Origin of the sequence: Nocardia macrotermitis, assembly GCF_009604405.1 — a bacterium.
In the GTDB taxonomy this organism is placed as follows: domain Bacteria; phylum Actinomycetota; class Actinomycetes; order Mycobacteriales; family Mycobacteriaceae; genus Nocardia; species Nocardia macrotermitis.
In genome coordinates, this window is record NZ_WEGK01000010.1 from 88,549 (window position 1) to 107,088 (window position 18,540).

The 18,540-nt window shown below is 67.5% G+C and carries 18 protein-coding genes; 10 read left to right on the top strand and 8 right to left on the bottom strand.

Going from position 1 to position 18,540, the window contains the following annotated elements; all coding sequences use genetic code 11:
* Positions 1–211: 211 nt before the first annotated feature.
* The 5 genes from NRB20_RS22680 (at position 212) to NRB20_RS22700 (ending at position 5,855) form a co-directional block, all read left to right on the top strand.
* A complete protein-coding gene (locus NRB20_RS22680; protein ID WP_319945277.1) occupies positions 212–976 on the top strand; it encodes a crotonase/enoyl-CoA hydratase family protein in 765 nt (254 codons plus the stop codon).
* Positions 977–1,001: 25 nt separating this feature from the next.
* Positions 1,002–2,195: a CaiB/BaiF CoA transferase family protein gene (locus NRB20_RS22685; RefSeq protein ID WP_153412298.1), complete on the top strand. Its 1,194-nt coding sequence runs from the start codon at positions 1,002–1,004 to the stop codon at positions 2,193–2,195.
* The gene (locus NRB20_RS22690; RefSeq protein WP_153412300.1) at positions 2,192–3,337 is read left to right on the top strand and encodes a thiolase family protein; all 1,146 of its coding nucleotides are present in this window, start codon (positions 2,192–2,194) and stop codon (positions 3,335–3,337) included. Before NRB20_RS22685 ends, NRB20_RS22690 begins: the two co-directional genes overlap by 4 nt.
* Before the next feature lie 31 nt (positions 3,338–3,368).
* Positions 3,369–4,856: a FadR/GntR family transcriptional regulator gene (locus NRB20_RS22695; RefSeq protein ID WP_153412302.1), complete on the top strand. Its 1,488-nt coding sequence runs from the start codon at positions 3,369–3,371 to the stop codon at positions 4,854–4,856.
* A gap of 135 nt (positions 4,857–4,991) precedes the next feature.
* Positions 4,992–5,855 carry a mycofactocin-coupled SDR family oxidoreductase gene (locus NRB20_RS22700; RefSeq protein ID WP_153412304.1) on the top strand — a complete coding sequence of 288 codons (864 nt, stop codon included), beginning with the start codon at positions 4,992–4,994 and terminating at the stop codon, positions 5,853–5,855.
* Positions 5,856–5,936: 81 nt separating this feature from the next.
* On the opposite strand, the gene NRB20_RS22705 is transcribed toward NRB20_RS22700, so the two are convergent.
* From NRB20_RS22705 to NRB20_RS22715, 3 genes are read right to left on the bottom strand one after another with little or no spacing between them, the layout of a single operon-like run.
* Complete coding sequence (locus NRB20_RS22705) at positions 5,937–6,410, bottom strand: VOC family protein (protein WP_406603869.1); 474 nt, start codon at positions 6,408–6,410, stop codon at positions 5,937–5,939.
* 2 nt (positions 6,411–6,412) lie between these two features.
* Positions 6,413–7,612: a cytochrome P450 gene (locus tag NRB20_RS22710; protein WP_153412308.1), complete on the bottom strand. Its 1,200-nt coding sequence runs from the start codon at positions 7,610–7,612 to the stop codon at positions 6,413–6,415.
* Positions 7,613–7,641: 29 nt separating this feature from the next.
* Positions 7,642–8,874 (bottom strand): CaiB/BaiF CoA transferase family protein, encoded by a 1,233-nt coding sequence (locus NRB20_RS22715; protein ID WP_194289969.1) that lies wholly within the window; start codon positions 8,872–8,874, stop codon positions 7,642–7,644.
* A gap of 211 nt (positions 8,875–9,085) precedes the next feature.
* Between NRB20_RS22715 and NRB20_RS22720 the strand changes: the two genes are divergently transcribed.
* Positions 9,086–10,405: an acyl-CoA dehydrogenase family protein gene (locus tag NRB20_RS22720; protein ID WP_153412310.1), complete on the top strand. Its 1,320-nt coding sequence runs from the start codon at positions 9,086–9,088 to the stop codon at positions 10,403–10,405.
* Between the two features lie 88 nt (positions 10,406–10,493).
* Complete coding sequence (locus NRB20_RS22725) at positions 10,494–11,228, top strand: SDR family NAD(P)-dependent oxidoreductase (protein ID WP_153412686.1); 735 nt, start codon at positions 10,494–10,496, stop codon at positions 11,226–11,228.
* 123 nt (positions 11,229–11,351) lie between these two features.
* Here NRB20_RS22725 and NRB20_RS22730 read toward each other — a convergent pair whose 3' ends face one another.
* Positions 11,352–11,945 carry a Uma2 family endonuclease gene (locus NRB20_RS22730; RefSeq protein ID WP_153412314.1) on the bottom strand — a complete coding sequence of 198 codons (594 nt, stop codon included), beginning with the start codon at positions 11,943–11,945 and terminating at the stop codon, positions 11,352–11,354.
* Positions 11,946–12,116: 171 nt separating this feature from the next.
* Between NRB20_RS22730 and NRB20_RS22735 the strand changes: the two genes are divergently transcribed.
* The gene (locus NRB20_RS22735) at positions 12,117–12,356 is read left to right on the top strand and encodes a hypothetical protein (RefSeq protein ID WP_153412316.1); all 240 of its coding nucleotides are present in this window, start codon (positions 12,117–12,119) and stop codon (positions 12,354–12,356) included.
* 14 nt (positions 12,357–12,370) lie between these two features.
* Here NRB20_RS22735 and NRB20_RS22740 read toward each other — a convergent pair whose 3' ends face one another.
* Entirely contained in the window at positions 12,371–13,594 is a 1,224-nt protein-coding gene (locus tag NRB20_RS22740; RefSeq protein ID WP_153412318.1) for an FAD-dependent monooxygenase, read from the bottom strand.
* Positions 13,595–14,079: 485 nt separating this feature from the next.
* Entirely contained in the window at positions 14,080–15,045 is a 966-nt protein-coding gene (locus NRB20_RS22745) for an NAD(P)H-binding protein (RefSeq protein WP_153412320.1), read from the bottom strand.
* 259 nt (positions 15,046–15,304) lie between these two features.
* Here NRB20_RS22745 and NRB20_RS22750 point away from each other — a divergent pair, with 259 nt between their 5' ends.
* Both NRB20_RS22750 and NRB20_RS22755 read left to right on the top strand, forming a co-directional pair.
* Complete coding sequence (locus NRB20_RS22750; protein ID WP_153412322.1) at positions 15,305–15,958, top strand: nitroreductase family protein; 654 nt, start codon at positions 15,305–15,307, stop codon at positions 15,956–15,958.
* Between the two features lie 178 nt (positions 15,959–16,136).
* Positions 16,137–16,292 carry an SRPBCC family protein gene (locus NRB20_RS22755; RefSeq protein WP_153412324.1) on the top strand — a complete coding sequence of 52 codons (156 nt, stop codon included), beginning with the start codon at positions 16,137–16,139 and terminating at the stop codon, positions 16,290–16,292.
* A gap of 86 nt (positions 16,293–16,378) precedes the next feature.
* Here the strand turns inward: NRB20_RS22755 and sigJ are convergent, their stop codons facing one another.
* Positions 16,379–17,299: an RNA polymerase sigma factor SigJ gene (gene sigJ / locus NRB20_RS22760; RefSeq protein WP_319945278.1), complete on the bottom strand. Its 921-nt coding sequence runs from the start codon at positions 17,297–17,299 to the stop codon at positions 16,379–16,381.
* Positions 17,296–18,489 (bottom strand): NAD(P)/FAD-dependent oxidoreductase, encoded by a 1,194-nt coding sequence (locus NRB20_RS22765; protein WP_153412326.1) that lies wholly within the window; start codon positions 18,487–18,489, stop codon positions 17,296–17,298. Before NRB20_RS22765 ends, sigJ begins: the two co-directional genes overlap by 4 nt.
* Positions 18,490–18,540: the final 51 nt, after the last annotated feature.

The following is an 18,540-nucleotide window of genomic DNA, read 5'->3' on the forward strand; positions in this document are numbered from 1 at the left end:
CAGTGCGCGTACCACCCCGGATCCGGCGTCGCACCGAGATACGGGCCCGCCGTCACCCTGCCTTAATTGAGTATACGCATTTACCGATATCGGATGCTAACTTATGGATACACCCCTGAAAAGAGGGGTCCGATCGTACTGATCAGGAATCTCAATACTGGTCGGAAAGCTCGAGATGGGTAGCCGACCGGCTCGGCATGAAGGAGGCACGGTGTCGGACGAGGTAATGGTGCAGCGGCGCGGCCCGGTCATGGTCATCACGATCAACCGCCCCGAGGTCAAGAACGCACTGAACGCCGGCGCGGCCGCGCGGGTGGCCGCCGCGGTGGACGAACTCGACGAATCCACCGAACTGCGGGTCGCGGTGCTGACCGGCGCGGGCGGAACCTTCAGTGCGGGAATGGATCTCAAGGCGTGGCTGCGCGGCGAGAGCCCGGCCATCCCCGGCCGCGGACTGTGCGGGATCACCGAGACCCCGCCGCGCAAACCGCTGATCGCCGCGGTCGAGGGCTGGGCGCTGGCGGGTGGATTCGAACTGCTGCTGGCCTGCGATCTCGTGGTGGCCGCCCGCACCGCGCGCTTCGGCGTTCCGGAGGTGAAACGTTCGCTGGTCGCGCGGGGCGGCGCGGCGCTGCAACTCCCCCGCCGCGTGCCGTTCGCCATCGCGATGGAACTGCTGCTGACCGGCGACCCGATCACCGCGCCGCGCGCCGCCGAGGTCGGCCTGGTCAACCGGCTCACCGACGAGGGCGGGGCCCTCACCGGCGCACTGGAACTGGCCGAAACCATCGCCGCCAACGGCCCGCTCGCCATCGCCGCGACCAAGCAGATCGCCCGCTCCACCGCCGACTGGACGCTCGCGGAAGGCTGGGCGCAGTCCGCCGAGATCGCCGCTCCCGTGTTCGCCTCGCGCGATGCCACCGAGGGCGCGACCGCGTTCGCCGAGAAGCGCGCACCGGTCTGGCAGGGCCGCTGATGGCGGGCCGAGCGGGAGCGCGATCATGACCACCGGCCCGCTCGCGGGCTGCCGGATCGTCGAACTCGGCGGCATCGGCCCGGGCCCGTTCGCCGGCATGCTGCTCGCGGACCTCGGTGCCGAAGTGGTGCGCATCGACCGCCCCGAGCAGCTGAACGACCCGGATGCGGGCGGGCCCGCCGATGTGATCAATCGCGGAAAACGTTCGGCCGTCATCGATCTCAAACATCCGGACGGCGCGGCGACCGTGCTGGGTCTGATCGATCGCGCCGACGCGCTGATCGAGGGTTTCCGTCCGGGCGTCACCGAACGCCTCGGCATCGGCCCGCACGAATGCCTCGCCCGCAATCCCCGGCTGGTCTACGGCCGGATGACCGGCTGGGGTCAGGACGGACCGCTGTCCGCGGCGGCCGGACACGATATCGGCTACATCGCGTTGACCGGAGCGCTCGGCGCGATCGGCGACGCGGGCGGCCCGCCGCAGATCCCGCTCAATCTGCTCGGCGACTTCGGCGGCGGCGCTTGCTATCTCGTGATCGGCATCCTCGCGGCCCTGCACGCCGCGCAACGAACCGGCCACGGTCAGGTGGTGGACGCGGCCATCGTCGATGGCACCACTCATCTGCTGGCAAGCCCACTCGCCAAACTCGCGCGCGGGGCGTGGACCGATGAGCGCGGCGTCAATCAGCTCGACGGCGGCTGGCCGTTCTACGCCGTCTACGCCACCCGCGACGGCCGCCACATGGCCGTCGGCGCGCTCGAGGCCAAGTTCTACCGGCAGCTGATCGAGCTGCTCGAACTCGACGTCGATCCCGAACACCAGCACGACCGCTCCACCTGGCCGGAGTTGAAATCCCAACTGACACAACGATTCGCCGAGCGAACCCGGGACGAGTGGGCCGCACTGTTCGAGGGCACCGACGCCTGCGTCGCACCGGTCCTGGGACTCACCGAGGCCGCCCGCCATCCCCACCTGGCCGCCCGCGCGAGCCTGCTGACCCGCGACGGCGTCGTCCAGCCCAATGCCGCGCCCCGATTCTCCGCGACCCCGGCCACCCCGGGAGCCGCCGCGCCCCGAGTCGGCACCGATACCGCACAGGTCTTGCGAGACTGGGGCATCGAGAACGTGGACGCACTGATCACCGGCGGCGCGGCCCACTGCGCCGACAACACCGCGAACCGCGAACCGAATTCGCCAGCGAGAGGACAGATTTCATGAGAGAAGCCGTCATCGTCGACGCCGTCCGCACCCCGATCGGCAAACGCAACGGCACCCTGGGTCCGGTGCACGCGGCCGATCTGTCGGCCGAGGTGCTCACCGCCCTCGCCCGGCGCACCGGCATCGATCCGGGCACCGTGGACGACGTGATCTGGGGATGCGTCACCCAGATCGGCGACCAATCCAGCAATATCGGACGTTTCGCGGTGCTCGCGGCGGGCTGGCCCGAACACGTGCCCGGCGTGACCATCAACCGCGCCTGCGGCTCCAGCCAGCAGGCGGTGGACCACGCCGCGCACGCGGTGATGGCCGGACAGTACGACCTGGTCGTCGCGGGCGGCGTGGAGACGATGACCCGCGTCCCGCTCGGCTCGCACCGCACCACCGGGCAGCCCTACGGCCCGAAAGCGCTTGCGCGCTATGACAATTTCGAGTTCAACCAGGGCATCGGCGCGGAACTCATGGTCGAGCGCTGGGGCTTCACCCGCGCCCAGCTGGACGAGTTCGCCGCCCGCTCGCACGCCAACGCCGCCGCCGCGATCGACGCGGGCGTCTTCGACGATCACCTGGTCCCGGTGGAGGTAGAGGGTACGAAATTCACCGTCGACGAGGGTCTGCGGCGCGGCACCTCGGTGACCACGCTCGCCAAGTTGAAGCCGTCGTTCAAACCGGACGGCGTCATCCACGCGGGTAACTCCTCCCAGATCGCCGACGGCGCGGCCGCGCTGCTGATCACCACCCCCGAACGCGCCCGCGAGCTGGGGCTGACGCCGATCGCACGGTATCACAGCGGCGCGGTCAGCGGCGCGGACCCGATCACCATGCTCACCGGGCCGATCCCCGCGACCGAGAAGGTGTTGCGGCGGGCCGGGCTGAGCGTGGACGATATCGGCGTCTTCGAGGTCAACGAGGCGTTCGCCCCGGTGCCGCTGGCCTGGCTGGCCGAGACCGGGGCCGATCCGGATCGGGTCAACCCGCTGGGCGGCGCGATCGGCGTCGGCCATCCGCTCGGCGCGTCGGGTGCGATCCTGATGACCCGGCTGCTGGCCCGGATGCGCCGGGAAGAGTTGCGCTACGGGTTGCAGACGATGTGCGAGGGCGGCGGCACCGCCAACGCGACCATCCTCGAATTGCTTTCCTGAACAACCGATTTCGCACCAGGAATGGGCCCACATGTCGACCGCCGTCGAGCTCGACCCCGCCGACCCCGATCCCGAGTCCGGGGTCGAATCCGGCCTGCCCGTAGGGAAACTCGCCGCGCAGGTCGCCCGGCAGATCGAGGAGACGGTCATCCGCCGCGGCTGGCCGGTGGGTGAGCTGCTCGGGTCGGAGGTGGGCCTGCGCGAGCGGTTCGGGGTGAGCCGGGCGGTGCTGCGCGAGGCGGTGCGACTGGTCGAACATCACCAGGTCGCGCGGATGCGGCGCGGCCCGAACGGCGGTCTGTTCGTGTGTGCGCCCGACGCCGGGCCCGCCACCCGGGCCATCGTGATCTACCTGGAGTACGTCGGCACCGGCGTGGACGATCTGCTCGAGGCGCGGCTGCTGCTCGAACCGCTCGCGGCCCGCCTCGCCGCGGATCGCGTCAGCGAGGACGGAATCGCCACGCTGCGTGGGCATATCGACACCGAACAGCGGCTGCTGGCCGAGACCGCCATCCTCGACGACCCGCTGCACACCCTGTTGGGGCAGATGTCCGGGAATCCGGCACTGCACCTGTTCATCGACGTGCTCACCCGGCTCACCGGACGTTACGCGCACACCTCCCGGCGCATCTCGCGCACCGAGATGCTGACCGCGAAACACGATTCGCACCGGGACCACCGCGCGGTGGTGGAGGCGGTGATCGCGGGCGAGGGGGCGCGCGCGGAAACTCTGCTGGGCAAACACCTTGCGGGAGTGTCGGATTGGATCGACAAGCATCGCGTGCGCCGGGCGACGCGGATCGCGGGTGCGGTGATCGAACCGGAGATCGTCGAGGGCCCGCGCGCCAAACTGGCCGAGGTCGTCGCCGCCCGCATCCACGACGACATCGCAGCGCGCGGTTGGCAACTCGGCATGGTGCTCGGCTCCGAGTCGGATCTGTTGTCCCGGTACGAGATCAGCCGCGCGGTGCTGCGCGAGGCGATCCGCATCCTGGAGTATCACTCCGTGGCCCGGATGCGTCGCGGACCGGGCGGCGGGCTGATCGTCTGCTCACCCGAACCGCAGGCGAGCATCGATACGATGGCGCTGTTCCTGGAGTACCAGGGGGTGAGCGCGGACGATCTGCGCCTGGTGCGCAACGCGATCGAGCTGGGTGTGGTCGCGCGGGTGACCGAACGTTGCGCCGCACAGGAATCCGGCACCGCGGACCGGCTCACCGCGGCGGTGCGCTGGCCGGTCGAGGGGCCGACCGGCAATCCGCGCAAGGCCGACCTGTTCCACACCGAATTGGCCGCTGCCGCAGGCAATCCCGTGCTCTCGCTGTTCGGATCGATCATCACCGAACTGTTCCGGCGGCACGCGGCCGCACACGACCGGCCGCTACCGGGCGATCGCGCCGCCGAAGAGGTGCGGCAGGTGCATCAGCACATCCTGGACGCGATCCAGGCGGGGGACGCGGGACTGGCGCGTCATCGGATGCGGCGGCATCTCGACGCGCTGAGCCACTGGTGGCATTGACACCGAGCATCCCACTCAGCGGAAATCTCCCGCACCGGCGCCGACAACTCTTTCCACTGAAGAGTATTGAGAGTACTGAATATCGGCGATCTCACTAGGCTCACGAGGCAGCATTCGGATCGGAAGGAGCCTGCCATGGGCAGAGTTCAGGACAAGGTCGTGTTCATCACCGGCGCGGCGCGCGGACAGGGCCGCGCCCACGCGATTCGGCTCGCGGAGGAGGGCGCGGACATCATCGCCGTCGACATCTGCGCGGATATCGACACCAACCCCTACCCCCTGGCCCGGCGCGAGGATCTGGACGAGACCGTGCGCCTGGTGGAGAAGGCGGGGCGGCGCGCGGTGGCCCGGGTCGCCGACGTCCGCGATGCCGCCGCGCTGAAATCCGCGGTGGACGACGGCGTCGCCGCCTTCGGCCGCCTGGACGCGGTGGTGGCGCAGGCATCCATCGCCCCGCTCGGAATCGACCGGGGCACACAGGCTTTCATCGATGTGGTGGCCGTCGGATGCAACGGCGTCGTGCACGCCGTGCAGGCCGCGCTCCCGTACCTCACCGCGGGCGGCTCGATCATCGCTACCGGCTCGATCGCGGCGCTGGCCACCGCCACCACGGACAATCCGGCCCTGGGACCGGGCGGCCTGGGCTACTCCTTCGCCAAACGCACCGTCGCCTCGTTCATCCACGACCTGGGCACGGTGCTGATGCCGCACCAGATCCGCGTCAACGCCATCCACCCCGCCAACGTCAACACCGCCATGCTGCACAACGAGGCGATGTACCGGGCCTTCCGCCCCGACCTCGAACATCCGGTCCGCGAGGACGCCATGCCGAGCTTCCCCGCGACGACCGGCATGGGCAACCCGTACGTCGAACCCGAGGACATCGCCGATATGGTCCTGTTCCTGGTCTCCGACGAATCCAAGTGGGTGACGGGCATGCAGATGCGCGTCGACTCGGGCGGCTACCTGAAGAAGCGCCCGCAGCAGCCGGTCTTCTGAGACTCCCCGCAACGTCGAATGCCCTGTCCCGCAGTGGATCACACTGCGGGACAGGGCATTCCGATTCCGACGAGCACTGACTCACTCCGGGGTGCGCTCGCGCAGATAGACAGCGAGATCCGGAATCCTCGTGCGATCCACGATTTCGATCCGCACCCCGTCCGGCGAGACGTGGAAGGCGAAGATGGACGGGGCGACGCCGTCGATCACCGCACACACCTCCCGCTCGAATCCCGCCTCCTCCAACAATTTCGAGGTCGCGGCCAGATCGTCACAGAAGTAACCGAGGTGATGCGTCGCCAACCGCGGCGTCGCCTCCCACAACGTCCCGGGAACCTCCTGGACGAGTTCGATGCGCGGAGCGTCCAGCGAGTAGACGTACCGCATCTCGAGCGTGCGATCCTCGTCACCGATGCGTACCGGAACCTCGTTGACGAGCGTTTTCGTCCAACGGTACCCGGCCAGCTCGCCCATCCGGACCTTCGCGGCCTCCAGATCCGGCACCACGATCCCGGTGTGATAGAAATCCTCGGCCTGCAAGGGATTCGCCGACACTGTCACCATTCCAATCGCAACGAGGTGAGCCCGTACATGTTGCCGGTCTCCTGAAGGTCCTGTCCGGGTGCGAGCCGGTAATCGGGAATTCGCTTGTGCCACTCCTGAACCGCGACGTTGAGTTCCAGCCGGGCCAGATGCGAGCCCAGGCAGCGATGCGGCCCGGACCCGAACGCGACGTGGTCGGTGTTCGTGCGATGCAGATCCACCTCGAGCGGATTCTCGTAACGCTCCGGATCGCGGTTGGTCACCGACAGCGGCAGCATCACCATCTCCCCCGATTTGACCGGGCAGCCACCGACCTCGGTGTCGCGCACGGCTTTTCGGGCCGGAATCACCGGCGAGTACACCCGCAGGATCTCCTCCACTGCGGTGCCGATCAGCGACGGGTCCGCGACGATCTCCCGACGCTGCTCCGGGTGTGTGGCGAAGTGATAGAAGGTCCAGCCCAGCGTGATCGGCACCGTGTCGAATCCCGCCTGGAACAGCAGCAGGCACAGCGCGTGCAGATCCCCGTGGCTGATCTGTTCGCCGTCGATCGACCAGGTCATGGCGCGGGAGATCAGATCGTCGCGGGGCTGTTCGCGCCGCGCGGTGATCTGCTCCTCGAAGTAGGCCGACACCTCCGCGATGGCGGCGAGCTGCCGGCTGCCGTCGGGATCCTGCTCGTGGGTCAGGTGCAGGATCTCGTGCACCCAGCCCAGGAAGGTGTCCAGATCCTGTTCGGGCAGGCCCAGCAGCCGCATGACGACCTTGGTCGGGAACCGGCGGGTGAATTCCCCGAGCACGTCGGCCGAGCCGCGGCCGGACAGCTCGTCGATCAGCTCGATCGCCAGCTCCCGGACCTCGGCCTCGCTGTTCGCGGCCGTCTTCGGCGAGAAGTCCGCCCCCAGCAGCCGCCGCCACTTGGTGTGCACGGGCGGATCCAGCATCTCGGGAATCCACAGGAATTGCGGATCCGGATTGAGCGCGGTCACCGAGGTGTTGGAGAAGGTGCGCCAGTCCTGCAGCGCCCGCTGGATCGCCGGTCCGTCGGTGACGACCCAGAATCCGCTCGCGACGGTGCTGCGAAATCCGTTGTGGCTCGCGGCCATTCGATCCCAGTGCTGCTGATGACTCAGCACCGGGCCGGGCGTGCGATTGTCGAAGTCGTAGGCGGGCACACCCTCGTAGGTGCTGTCGCTGTCGACCGGTGTACTCATGGTTACCCCTCTGCGGTGGTGGATGGTCGCTACGTGATCGCGCCGTCGATCTTGAGCGCGATGAGTTCCTCGTCGCTCAGACCGGTCTCGCGCAATACCTCGTCGGTGTGTTCGGCGAACTGTGGCGCGCGGGTCAGGGTTACCGGGGTCTGATCGAATTGCACCGGGTTGCAGACCAATTCGCGCGCGACCCCGTCGGCGTCGACGACCTCGGCGATCAGCCCGTTGGCCCGCAGCGACGGGTCCTGGCCGACCTCCCACGAGTTCTGCACGGTCCCCCACTGACCCTCACCCTGCCCCAGCAGCTCGATCCACTCGGCATAGGGGCGCGCGCCGATGATCTGCGCGACGATCTGCGCGGCCTCCGGCGCGTTGGCCATGATCTTCTCGGTGGTGTCGAACCGCTCGTCGGTGACCAGATCCGCACGGCCGACGAGCTCGCAGAACTCCGGCCAGTAGCGGCCCGGTTGCAGCATGGACAGCTCGATCCAGCGTCCGTCGGCGGTGCCGTAGGCGCCGATGAGCGGATTGGTCGCCGAGCCGTAGCGGCGCGGCGGGTTGGGTGGCAGCGGGCCGCCGTTCATCAGGGCGAGGTTGACGGTGAACTGGGTCGCCCAGGCGCCGACACCGAGCAGCGAGACGTCGACCACCGAGGTTTCGCCGGTCGTCGCGCGCTTGTACAGCGCGGCGGAGATGCCACCCGCGATCGTCAGGCCGCCGAGCGAATCACCGTACGCGCCCGCGGGCATCCGGATCATCCGATCGGCGTCCGGCGGGGTCACCCCGGCGGCGCTGCCACCGCGCGCCCAGAACGCGGTGCTGTCGTATCCGCCCTTGTCGGCCTCCGCGCCGCGCTGGCCGAATCCGCTGCCCCGCACGTAGATGATGTCGGGGTTGATCGCGCGGATATCCTCGAGTTCGATGTGCAGCTTCGCGCGCGCCTCCGGCAGGAAGTTGGTCAGGAACACATCGCTGCTGCGTACCAGATCTTCGAAAACCTTTCGCGCGGAAGGCTTCTCCAGGGCGATGCCGATGCTGCGCTTACCCCGGTTGGGGCCCTCCATGATCGGGAAGAAGGACGATCCCTCGCTGGTCGCCGCGTAACCGAGTACCCGGCTCAGACCGCGCTGACCGTCACCGCGTTCGGCGTGTTCGACCTTGATGACGTCCGCACCCCAGTCCGCGAGCACCGCGCCCGCCGCCGGGACGAAGGTGAACTGCGCGACCTCGAGCACGCGCACGCCTTCCATCGGTCTCTGCATCGGGGAAGCTCCTTCGCCGGTCGATCCGCTGAATCCTGAACAGGACACGCAATTATTCATCCGTCCCGGCTTGCGCGTGATTTTTCCGCCCATCCAGTGGGATGTCCCAGGAAAACTGCTGCGGCAAAGTTCCGATGGCGAGAGCCGGACTTGTTAAAGAGTATCCTTTTTGGTAACGATTGGCCGGACTGTATAACCCCTCGGAGGACCGATGCTGGATTATTCGATCGAACCGGAGTTCCAGGCCAAGCTGGACTGGGCCACCGAGTTCGTCCGGACCGAGGTCGAACCCCTCGACCTGCTGTTCCCACACGGCGGCGACCCGTACGACACCCGCAACGAGAAGGCCCGCGCCATCCTGAAACCGTTGCAGGACAAGGTGAGAGAGCAGGGCCTGTGGGCCTGCCACCTCGGCCCGGAGCTGGGCGGACCGGGATACGGTCAGGTGAAACTGGCCTACCTCAACGAGATCCTGGGCCGTTCCTACTGGGCCCCAACGGTTTTCGGCACCGCCGCACCCGATACCGGCAATGCCGAGATCCTCGCCATGTTCGGCACCACGGAGCAGCAAGCACTGTTCCTGCAACCGCTGCTGGACGGCGAGATCGTCTCGACGTTCTCGATGACCGAACCCCAGGGCGGCGCGGACCCGAAGGAATTCGTCTGCCGCGCTCGGCAGGACGGCGACGAATGGGTCATCGACGGGGAGAAGTGGTTCTCCTCCAACGCCCGCTACGCCGCGTTCCTGCTGGTCATGGCCGTCACCGATGCCGAGGCCGCACCGCATCGCCGGATGTCGATCTTCATCGTCCCGGCCGAGACGCCCGGTATCGAGATCAAGCGCAACGTCGGCGCCATGGACGAGCGCGACGAACTCGAGGAGGGCATCCACGCCTACATCCGCTACCACGAGGTCCGGGTGCCGCTGGACGCGATGCTCGGCGGACCGGGCGACGGATTCAAGGTCGCGCAGGCACGCCTGGGCGGCGGGCGCATCCATCACGCCATGCGCACGGTCGGCAAATGCACCCGCGCCTTCGACATGATGTGCGAGCGCGCGCTGTCCCGGCACACCCAGGGCACCGTGCTGGCCGAGAAGCAGGCGGTGCAGCAGTTCATCGCGGATTCGTGGATCGAGTTGCAGCAGTTCCGGTTGCTGGTGCTGAACGCGGCCTGGATCATCGACACCCAGCCGCACGGCGCGGCGCGCACCCAGATCGCGATGTGCAAGGTCGCCACGGCCAAGGTGCTGCACGACATCATCCAGCGCGCGGTGCATCTGCACGGTTCGCTGGGCACGACCAACGAACTGCCACTGGCGAAATGGTGGATGGCCGCGCCGAATCTGGCCCTGGCCGACGGCCCGACCGAGGTGCATCGCACGACCGTCGCCAAACAGCTGTTGAAGAAGTACAAACCCGCCGACGGGTTGTTCCCCAGTGAGCACATTCCGCCCAAACTCGAGGCGGCGCGTAAGCGGTACGCTCACATCATCAATGACGACAGCCTGGCAGGCGGGGTGAACGCGTGAGCGAACCATCGACACGGCGCACGACCGAACCGAGCGAGGTGCGGTCGTGAGCGACGAGCAACCATCGGCGCCCCGGACTCCGGCGCAGATGTTCGACCTGTCCGGCAAGGTCGCACTGGTGACCGGCGGCAGCCGGGGCCTGGGCTGGCAGATGGTCCGGGCGTTCGCCGAGGCGGGCGCGGATGTGGTGATCGCGAGCCGCAAACTCGACGCCTGCGAGGTCGCGGCCGAGGAGATCCGTCAGCTGGGCCGCCGCGCCCTGCCCATCGCCGCGCACGTGGCGCACTGGGAGGAGATGGACGGCCTCGTCGAGGCCGCCTACGGCGAGTTCGGCAAGGTCGACATCCTGGTCAACAACGCCGGAATGTCCCCTCTCGCACCGTCTTCCGAGGAAACCACCGAGGAACTGTTCGACAAGGTCCTCGGCGTCAACTTCAAGGGCCCGTTCCGGCTGGGCTCCCTGATCGGCCGCCGCATGGCCGACGGCGACGGCGGCTCGATCATCAACATCTCCTCCTCCGGAGCCCTGTTCCCCCAACCCCGTTTCGGCCCGTACGCCGGAGCCAAGGCCGCACTCAACGCCCTGACCACGGTATTCGCCATGGAATACGGGCCGAAGGTCCGCGTCAACACCATCTCCGCCGGCCCCTTCCTCACCGACATCTCCAAGGCATGGGACCCGTCGAAGCTGAAAACCACCCGCAGCGCACTGGGACGTCCGGGTGATCCCTCCGAAATCGTCAGCACCGCACTGTATCTGGCGAGTCCGGCGTCCAGTTATACGACCGGATCGCTGATCCGCGTGGACGGCGGGTTGTACTAATCCGGTTGCCCCGGACACGGCCTGTTCCGAGTCCGGGGCACCGGCACTGTCCCGGTCGTGCGGCTGCCGGTTCCGCAGATCCGATCTCCACCCGAATTCAAACGGGGCACAGCCGCTTTCGGGTCACATGTCGAGATCGGCGAAGGCGATGTCGACCGGAAAGGGATCGGTGAGGATCAGCTGTTCCTGATGGGTGTCCGCCTGGCGATAGGTGCGGCTGGCCCAGTCCAGCCGGTACTCCTGGATGATCTTGATACGCCGTTGGGCATCCAGGTGCACTATCAGGTAGGTCTGGATACCTTCGCGCGCATACTCCGCGTGCTTGTCGACCGTGTCGGTGTACTCCGACCCCGGCGACACCACCTCCACCACGAGCAGGACATCCGAAGTCGTCAGCTTGCGGTCCTGGTCGAAGCAGCGATGCAGGATGACATCGGGACGGCGAAACGAGAACCCCGGGCTGTTGGGACGGCTGTCGACGTAATGCATCTCGAAGTCGGTCAGCACTTCGGTCCCCGAACGCCCCTGCCGGACGTCCTCGAGACGATTCGCGAGGCGGCGGGCGACATGATTGTGCTGTCGACTTCCACTGCGGCAGAACATCACCTGGCCACTGACCACCTCGATCTGCCGCTGCACTTCCTCGGGCAGTGCCCCGTACTGCTCCTCGGTGATGATGAGCATTTCAGGATCGGTCACCCAAGCCGGCATCGACATCTCGACTCCACCTCTACCCACTGCGGCATCTCGGATCATCGTAGCCATCCCCGTCGGCCCGATCCTCACCAACATCTCCAAAGCCACAGCGCAGAGTAGTCGTCCTGCGGTTCGACGGAGTGACCGGCGATCCTGCTCCGGAGTCCGGCCTCGGTGTAGTCGGGCAGCTCGATGGCGTATTTCAGTGCGACAGCGGCATTCCCACACGTTCGGCAGCCGAACGGCGCCAACGACAACAGCGTGCTGTATCTGCGGGTCTACGGCGCGGACGGCCGGGACTGCAACGTATTCCAGTTCGAGCAGGTGATGAACACCAGCAGCGGCGTGGCGCTCACCGTGACCAAGGCGTGGGACGGCGCGACGAAGTCGAAGACCGGTTCCGCGTCGCTCGGAGAAGGAATCACGTTGTAGTACTTACGGTTTCGCTACCGAGTGACCGGCGCTCCGGACTCCGGCACCCCCGTGTAGTCGGGCAGTTCGACGCCGTTGATCGCGCGCACGAGCAGCTCGCCGAACCAGTCGCCGGTGAAATCGGGCGCGGGCTCGGCGTCCGGTCCGGGGATCTCGCGGGTGCGGGCGTTCAACCGGCCGATCTCCTGGTTGGCCTCGACCATCGAGCGCATGCGCGCCTCGTAGCGGGCGAACCCGGCGTCCGGATCCCATCCGGCCGCGGCCAGTTCCCCGGCCAGCACGTAGGCCCCGACCAGGGCCAGCCCGGTGCCCTGCCCGGACATCGGCGACGAGCTGAACGCCGCGTCACCGAGCAGCACCACCCGGCCGTCGGACCAGCGGTCCATCACCACCTGGGCGACCTGGTCCAGGTAGAAGTCCGGGGTGTGGTCCAGATGCGCGAGGATGTCCGGGGCCAACCAGCCCAGCCCCGCGACGCGCTCGCGCAGCAGACGCTTCTGAGCCCCGATGTCCCGGTGGTCGACATCGAAATCGGCTGCCGCGAAATAGAACATGGCCATCGCCCGGGTGGCGTCCTGAATCGGCCGCAGCAGCGCCGACCGCCCCGGCTCCTGGTACTCGAGCAGCCAGCGATCCAGCCCGAATTCGTTGGGCACACTGTAGAAGGCCAGCACGTGTCCGAGGTGGTGGAGGAACTGCTCGTGCGGCCCGAAAACCATGGCGCGCAACGACGAATGCAGCCCGTCCGCCCCGATCACCAACTCGAAGCGCCGCCTGTCACCACTCGCGAAGGTCACGTCCACACCGTCCGCGTCCTGGGTGAGCTCGGCGATCCAATCACCGAAGATGTACTCGATCCCATCCCGAGTCGCGTCGTAGAGCACCTGCGACAGATCCCCCCGCAGAATCTCGATCTCCGCGATGAACCCGTCCCCACCGTCGTCCTCGGCGGCAAAGGTCTCCAACACCTTCCCCTCCGCATCCACGGTGTACGCCCCCGCGGTATCGGTACACGCCGCCCGCACCACCGCATCCAGCCCCATCCGCCCGATCACATCCTTCGCCACCCCGCGCGCATCCACCGCCTGCCCACCCGGCCGCAACTCCGGCGCCCGCTCCACCACGGTCACCGCGGCCCCCCACCGCCCCAACCAGTGCGCCACCGCAGGCCCCGCCACACTCGCCCCCACCACCAGAACCCTGATCCCCCGCTCCCCTCCGAGCTCACCAGCACCCATCACAACCTCCCGACATGTCCTCCCGCGCCGTCCCCAGCACAGGCCCACCGACCACCGGTGTATTCAGCCGTACCGACTCCCCCTCCGCCCGAAATTCATCGGTCCGGCCGAGAAACAGCGTCCGATCGGGCCTGGGCGCCAACTGGCTCACCGACTCGGCATCCACCGCCGTCATCTTCGGTTTCCTGGGTCGGGCCACCGCGTCAGCATCGGCCAACTCGACCGATATCACATCAGAGTCCAAGTGCCACTGCATGATTCGGAGTCACACCGTAATTTGGGCTCTGGTCCACATTCAGTGGTGACGCCGATCCGGTGGTCCGCGCGAACGGCACATCACGATCACTGCACGAAATACCCATTACGACAAGATCATTCACGCCGCATCCGAGCCTGCGGAATCGGCGGCCGTGCCGAGACCACCGAATGTGCCATGTGCGCGGTCTCATCCGGTCGTCTGGTCACATCGCTGCGGGCGTGAGTGGTTACGGGTGTTCGGTTGCCGGTAGTGGGGTGAAGGTTGGAGGTGTGGGAATTGTTGTGGTGGAACGGTTTCGGTGGATAGTGTGGTCGGCTACAGCGGTGTCCAGGACCTGGTTCAGAGGGTGCGGAGTGAGGTCGGCGAAGGCGGTGGCGCGGGCGGGATCGACGGTGTAGTCGTATTCGTTGATGCTGGTCAGGTATCGGCTGAAAGCGTAGTTCTGGCCGGTGGCGGCGGCGATGAAGGCGGCGTCGAGGCGGGCGGTGGACAGTGGGGTCGGGAGGACCGTGCCGCGGCGGCCGAGGCGGGTGGCGATCGCGTGGACGAGCTGTTCGTGGGTGAGTTCGCCGCTGGCGGGGACGTCGAGGATGCGGCCGGCGAGGTCCTCGCGGATGCCCGCGGCGATGATCGCCTCGGTCACGGTGTCGGGGTCGGTGATGGAGACTCGATTCTTGCGCCACGGTCCGAGCGGGATGATCGGGAATCGTTGCACCAGAGACAGATACGGCAGAATTCCACGGGAGCCGTCACCGGCGACGATGCCCGCCCGCACCATCGTCATCCCCGGGATACCGTCGCGCAGGATCTGCTCCACCTGGAGCCGATTGCGTTGGTAGCGTGGCGGTTTCACCCCTTCGGGCGGGGCCAGGGTGGTGAAGAAGACCCCGCGTGGGAGACCGGTCCGGCGGGCCGCCTCGACGAACCGGTGCGCGGCGGTGGCGTCGTGCCGGTCGGTGCGGTTGTCGGTCGCGTCCAGGGCGTGCACGAAATAGAACGCGACATCGATCTCGCTCAGGGCTTCGTCGAGGCCGGTACCTGCGACGACGTCACCGGCGACCACCTCGTGCAGTTCCGGAGCCGCCCGCTTCGGGTCGCGAACCAGGCCGCGCACACGGTGGCCCTCGGCGACCAGTCGGCGGGCAACGTTGCCGCCGTTGTATCCACTCGCACCGACGATGAGCGCCTTCATCTGCGAATCTCCTTACTGGACAGCGGATTACGCGACACCGCAGCGCGCCGTGGTGATTCGGCGGTGGATGACCGGTCGCGATCGACCACCCACAACTCACCGTAACATAAGAAATAGAAGTTCTAATAATATTTAGAATCAAGATGCGCTGTTCGCGTCCGAGACCAGCTGAAATATTGTGCAGCGGTTCGGTGTTGCGCAGGTGTACCCGGATCCTGGAAGCCCGCCCGGTGGTGGCGCGGCCCGAGAGAGGAACAGAATGACCGTAGGGAATGCGTTGAACCTTTCCGTCGACGACGTCCTGTCCACCACGCGCTCGGTGCGCAAGCGGCTGGACCTCGAACGTCCGGTGCCGCGCGAGGTGCTGACGGAGTGCCTCGAACTGGCATTGCAGGCTCCGACCGGTTCGAATTCCCAAGGGTGGCAATGGGTTTTCGTCGACGACGCGGAGCGGAAGCAGGCGTTGGCCGACATCTACCGGACCTACGCGACCCCGTACCTGAACACGCCGAAACCGGCGTTCGGCGACGAGCGCGATGTGAGCCAGCCCCGTGTGTACGACTCGGCCAAGTACCTCAACGACCACCTGCACGAGGTCCCCGTCATGCTCATCCCCTGCCTCGCGGGCCGCGCGGACACCACCCCGGGCGTGTCGAGCGCGGGTTTCTGGGGTTCACTGCTGCCCGCGGTGTGGAGTTTCATGCTGGCGTTGCGCTCACGCGGCCTGGGCTCGGCCTGGACGACACTGCATCTCGTCGGCGACGGCGAAAAGCAGGCCGCCGACGTGCTCGGCATCCCGTTCGACCAGTACAGCCAGGGCGGCCTGTTCCCGATCGCCTACACCCAGGGCACCGACTTCCGGCCGGCGAAACGCCTCCCGGCCGAACAACTCACCCACTGGAACAGCTGGTAGGCCGCCCGCCGACGTCGACCGCGAAGCCCTCAACGACTACCCGCTGGGCCTCTACGACGTCACCGTCGAGATCGTCAGGTTCGAACGCGACCGTGAGATCGCGTGGACCGTCAACGACCGCAGGCAGTGGGAACACATCTACGGCTACGAACTGGAACCGATCGCGGCGGGCACGCTCGTGACCTCCTACTACGACTGGTCCGCAGTCCCCCAGGAGATCAAGGATCAAGCGGGCTTCCCCATCATCCCCGAGAGCGCCCTGCGCGCGACACTCGGAATCCTCGCCCGCACAGTCGATCCCGGCAAGCCTCGCCCGGAATTGCCTGCGCAATAATGCAATCCGTGGCGGCCCGGCCCGCCGTGGTTATCGAAGCCGGAGAATCACCCAGAACCGAAGTGCGACACCGAGTACCGGCGGAACTACGCCGTCGGTATTTCGGTGCGACTGATTGCGCGGGGGATTCCGAGGGCGGCCAGTTTGTCGGGGTTGCGGATGCCGTAGCCGTTGACGATCTTGTCGTCGGCGATCTCGAACACGAGGAGGGCCTCCAGCGTGTCCTCGATATAGCACGCGAGCGCTGGTTGGCTGTTGCAGTTCACTGTCTCGATGCGCACCTGAGGTCGCCGCTGCGCGTATCGGAAGAGCGCCATGAATATCGTGCCCACCCGTTCGGCGCCGACCATGACCAGGTCCGGCAGCGCGGTCACCTTGCCGCCACTGTCGGTGGTCCAGGTGATGTCCGGCGCGAGCATCGACAGCAAACCTTCCATGTCCCCGGTGGTCGCGGCGGCGATGAAGCGTTCGGTGACCGCGGCGGTTCGGGCCGTGTCGACGGGGCCGTAGCGTTTACGCCGGGCTTGCACGTGGCTGCGGGCCCGGCGGGCCGTCTGATGCACGGTGGCGACGGATCTGCCTGTCGCGGAGGCGATCTCGTCGTAATCGAAACCGAAGACCTCACGCAGCACGAAGACCGCGCGCTCGATGGGGGTGAGCGTCTCCAGCACCACCAGCATCCCCATCGAGACCGATTCGGTGAGCACCACATCGCTGGAGGCGTCGCCGTCGGCGAGCAACAGCGGCTCGGGCAACCACGGCCCGACATAGTCCTCGCGGCGGCTGGCACCGGCCCGCAACGCGTTCAACGCCTGTCGGGTAACCAGTTGGGCCAGATAGGATTTGGTGTTCCGGACGACGGCCGGATCCACTCGCCGCCACCGCAGATAGCTGTCCTGCAACACATCGTCGGCTTCGCTCGCCGAGCCCAGAATCTCGTAGGCGATGGTGAACAGCAGCGGTCGCAGGTGCACGAAACGCTCGGTGTGCTCGTCGATGGGGGTCACGACTGCACGATCCCCTCCGGCTCGGCCCCGCGCAATTCCCTGCGCCTGCCCAACCCCAGGAACGAGGGGAGCGAGCCGGGTTTGCGGGCCTCCTTGCGGATGGTCCCGATCGGGCCCGCGAGACCCACCCGCTCCTTGATCAACCCGGCCACGCGCCCGCCGATGTACATCCGTACGGGGGTGTCGTCACGACGGCTGAACTGCATCGCACCCGCGCGGCCGCCCAAACCCACGGTGCACGCGGTGAAGGCCACGTCCAGCACTTCGGGTTCCGTTCCCGCGATACGGGCGAGCACGTTGTCGGCGGCGCGAGCGCCCAGGGGCTGGGCGGCGTAGCAGCTCATCCGCAGCGGGCGGCCCGAGGGGGCGACCGCGTCCCCGGCGGCGACGACGCGATCATCATCGATGCTGGTCAGCGTCTCATCGGTCAGCAATCGGCCCATTTCATCGGTGCGGAGACCGCTGCGCGCCGCCAGTTCGGGCACCCCGAATCCGGCCGTCCAGATCGTGATCGCACCCGGCAGCACCTCGCCGTCGGCCAACACCACCCCGTCGCGCCGCACCTCACGCACTCGCGCGTCCTCGCGCACATCGACCCCGTTCCCGGCCAGCCACTTCGCCACCGACCGCCGGGCCGGATCCGAGAAATTCGCCGCCAACCTACCGCCTGCGACCAGCGTGACCGCGCGTCCCTGCTCGACGAGTTCGGAGGCGGTCTCGATTCCGGTCAGCCCGCCGCCTACCACCACGATCGGCGCGTCCGCGGGCACCTCCGCGAGCGCGGCCCGCAACCGCTGGGCGTGCTCGTATTCGGCTATCGGATAAGCGAACTCGACCGCTCCGGGCACCGACGCGGGCACCGCGGCGGTACTGCCCACCGCATAGACCACATAGTCGTACCCGAGCGCGCGCCCCGACCCCAACTCCACCCTGCGAGCAGCGGTATCAATGCGAACGGCACGATCCACGACCAGCCGCACCCCCGCCCCGAGCAACGTGTCGTAACCGACGCCGACATCGTGAGTACCGGCCACGAACTGGTGCAACCGCATCCGCTCGACGAACTCCGCCCGCGGATTGACCAGTGTGACCTCGACATCGCGCCGCCGCCGCAGCCGATTGGCCGCCACCGCACCGGCGTAACCGCCCCCGATCACGACGACCTTGGTAATGGCATTGAAATCAGTCATGCCCTCGGGACACGCCGCACCACCCGAATCTGACATGAAGTGATGCATGTC